This is a genomic window from Desulfobacterales bacterium (assembly GCA_029211065.1).
GTDB lineage: Bacteria > Desulfobacterota > Desulfobacteria > Desulfobacterales > JARGFK01 > JARGFK01.
Window position 1 is genome coordinate 1 of the sequence record JARGFK010000221.1, and the last position, 3,040, is coordinate 3,040.

At 47.1% G+C, this 3,040-nt stretch carries 3 protein-coding genes; all 3 read right to left on the reverse strand.

All coding sequences use genetic code 11. From position 1 onward, the window contains the following. Nucleotides 1–52 precede the first annotated feature (52 nt). The 3 genes from P1P89_22940 to P1P89_22950 are packed head-to-tail and all read right to left on the reverse strand — an operon-like array spanning nt 53 to nt 3,034. Nucleotides 53–1,096 carry an NAD(P)-dependent oxidoreductase gene (locus tag P1P89_22940; GenBank protein ID MDF1594380.1) on the reverse strand — a complete coding sequence of 348 codons (1,044 nt, stop codon included), beginning with the start codon at nt 1,094–1,096 and terminating at the stop codon, nt 53–55. A gap of 58 nt (nt 1,097–1,154) precedes the next feature. Next, entirely contained in the window at nt 1,155–2,342 is a 1,188-nt protein-coding gene (locus P1P89_22945; GenBank protein ID MDF1594381.1) for a pyridoxal phosphate-dependent aminotransferase, read from the reverse strand. A gap of 14 nt (nt 2,343–2,356) precedes the next feature. Beyond that, nucleotides 2,357–3,034 (reverse strand): amidohydrolase family protein, encoded by a 678-nt coding sequence (locus P1P89_22950; protein ID MDF1594382.1) that lies wholly within the window; start codon nt 3,032–3,034, stop codon nt 2,357–2,359. Nucleotides 3,035–3,040: the final 6 nt, after the last annotated feature.

Below are 3,040 nucleotides of genomic sequence, written 5' to 3' on the forward strand. Positions count from 1 at the left end.
GGAAAAGTGCGCAAGAATCTGCCATTCTTCAAAAAACTGGCTGATAAAAATTTTACACAAAAAACTTGACAGCACCCAGTTTGTTGTTTTCTGTGCAGGTCCTTGCTATAACAACACCGTTTACCACATTCTCAGGGGCTTTGCCGGCGGCCACGCGCAACATATTCGCTATGGCGCTGTTTAATAGACGGGTAAAAGCTCCGGTAGCGATACCCGCGATATGAGGAGTGAGCAAGAGCTTTTTTCGGACTCCTTCGGAAAGGTTAAGCAAGGGGTGTTCCGGCGGCGGCGGTTCCGGTGATAACGTATCGATTGCGGCGCCACCTATATGGCCACTTTCCAGCATTTCTGCCAAGGCGTTCTGATCGACGACTTCTCCTCGAGAGGTGTTGATTAAAAACGCTCCTGCACGCATGCGACAAAGTTCCTTCCGGCCGATAAATCTTTTGGTTTCAGCGGTTAAAGGAACATGTAGACTGATAACATCACTGGAAGCGAGAAGTTCGTCTATAATTTTATATTTTGTCTGGAATTCCATCTCCAAGTGCTCCGGGGCTCTGTATATATCATAGTAACTCACGGTTGCACCCAGAAGGCCAGCTATCTTTGCTACTTGACGGCCGATCGCTCCAAATCCAACAAGGCCTAATTGCGTATCTCGAACTTCCTTCAGTCCAGATTCAAAAAATTGTTCCCTTATACGGCTGTAATGACCCGCTTTGATTTCTGTGTCGGAAAGGACTACTTGGCGCTGAAGGGCAATGAGCAGGGCAATTGTAAACTCGGCAACTGTCGATGTGTTCTGATCCGGAACATTGGCCACAGGGATCCTTAGTCGGGCGGCTGTTTCCACATCGATCTGATCATATCCAGACCCGGAACTCTGAATCATGCGGATGGAAGGAATCTTCTCTAATACCCGAGCGGTAATCGGAGGGTAAGCAGGCGGCACGAATAAAATATCTGCTCCCTTACAGGCTGTTATTATTTCGTCCTCGGACTGTACACTTTTAAAAACAAATTTTAACTCATTTGGAACGTGGATCCCCAAAACTTGAAAGCGTTTAAGAGGCAAAATACTAACAATTGTTAACATGATTTAACTCTTTATAGGATTATTATATTCGTTTCAACCGAGTGTTTTCAATGATCGTTCAAGTCGAAAGTTCCGTCATCATTCGAACGACGCGCTCCATACCCTCTGTGCAGTCTTGCAGTGAAGTGGAGTAAGAAAAGCGCAAAAATCCTTCGCCTTTACTACCAAAGTCCGACCCCGGCACTACTGCGACGCCCCCTCGATCCAGCAGATAATCAGCCAGCGCGTTCGAATCCATGCCGGGAACGCTGTGCTTGACAAATTCGTAGAATGAACCCATGGGTACAGCCGGACAGGAAAGAGCCGGTGATTGTTCGATTGCGCTCAAAATGATCAGGCGTCTGCGATTGAACTCTTCGACCATCGCATCCACACAAGCCTGTGGACCTCTCAAGGCAGCAATAGCGCCTGCCTGGGCAAAAGAACATACCGATAGCATGAGGTTCTGTTGAACCTTAATCGCAGCAGCAATCAGCTCAGGCGGAGCAGCCAGATAACCGATTCGCCAGCCTGTCATGGAATAGGTTTTGGACAGTGATCCCCAAAGGACTGTCTGCTGTTTCATGTCCGGAATGGTAGCCGGACTGAGTAACTCACATTTATTGTAAAGGATGCGGTCATACGCTTCATCCGTGAGAACAAGTAATCCATGATCAACTGCAAGACGGCAGACAGCTTCCATCTGGTCCGCTGTTAAAACCGTGCCTGTGGGATTATGAGGTGAATTGACTATTATCGCCCGTGTACGATCCGTGATCAGTTTTTGGGTTGTATCAATGTCATACGAAAAATTTTTTTCCCCCTGAAGGGGTACAGCCACGGGAACACCACCGGCCAACTTTACACAGGAGGAAAAGAGACTGTAGCCGGGATCAGGCACCAGGACTTCATCCCCCGGGTTAAGAAGGGCCTGGATGGTCAAATACATAGCTTCCTGCCCACCGGCTGTAACCATTATTTCAGAATCGGGGTTATACCGGACGTTCTTAAATTGAAAGATATTTTCAGCGATAGCCTTACGGAGTTCCAGCAGTCCGGCATTGGATGTATAATGAACCATCCCCCGCTCCAGGGCACGAAAGGCTTCATCTTTGATATGTGGCGGGGTATCGAAATCCGGGCGTCCAATTTCAAAGTGAATTACTTTAACGCCACTGGCCTCCAAACGAGTCGCCTTTTCAAATACCCGTCGTATCCCGGCGAAAGGAATTTCGGTTATCCGCTTGGAAATTGATAGTGAAGACATAATCTTGTTTCCTTTTACACCGGCAAACGTAGCAACTTACGGGCGTTATCCTCAAAAATTTTCTTTTTTTCTGTGTCCGATATGGCCATTTCTTCTATTGCCGAAATTGTTTCACGATAGACTCTTTCTCCCAGCTGGTTATCATAAGGCATATCGGTAGCGAACAGCATATGTTCTGCACCAAAAAAATGATAAGCGCACATTAATGCGGGTGTATTCCCTTGTATGGCCGTGTCGCAGAAAAACATCCGGTAATAATCAAGCGGGGCTTTGCAAAGCGGTTTTTCGACCCGATAGCCCATACGCATTTCGTTGAAATCCCAGGACAATTCAATCCTTTTACTAAAAAAAGGGATCATTCCGCCGGCATGGTGAGTAATGACTTTAAGATTTGGACATTGGTCAAAGACCCCGCCAAAAGCCAGTCGGGCCATTGCTTTTGAAGTTTCATAAGGCCAGCCAAAGTTTGTGAATGTTAGATATTTTGATGCAACTTCACCGGGATAATCCGGTACGGTATTCGGTCGTCGGGGATGAAGGAATACCGGAAGGTTATACCCTTCCATCTTTTCATAAAGTGGCACAAATTCAGGTGAATCCACCGGCTTGCCGCTTATGTCGGTAAAAATTTCCACAGCCCTGAACCGCAATTCGCTGATTGCCCGGTCCGCTTCTTTTAAAGCGGCATCCATGTCGTT

Coding starts and splice junctions, on each gene's coding strand:
- P1P89_22940 (MDF1594380.1), bottom strand. CDS start 1,096: ATGTTAACAATTGTTAGTATTTTGCCTCTTAAACGCTTTCAAGTTTTG.
- P1P89_22945 (MDF1594381.1), bottom strand. CDS start 2,342: ATGTCTTCACTATCAATTTCCAAGCGGATAACCGAAATTCCTTTCGCC.
- P1P89_22950 (MDF1594382.1), bottom strand. CDS start 3,034: ATGGATGCCGCTTTAAAAGAAGCGGACCGGGCAATCAGCGAATTGCGG.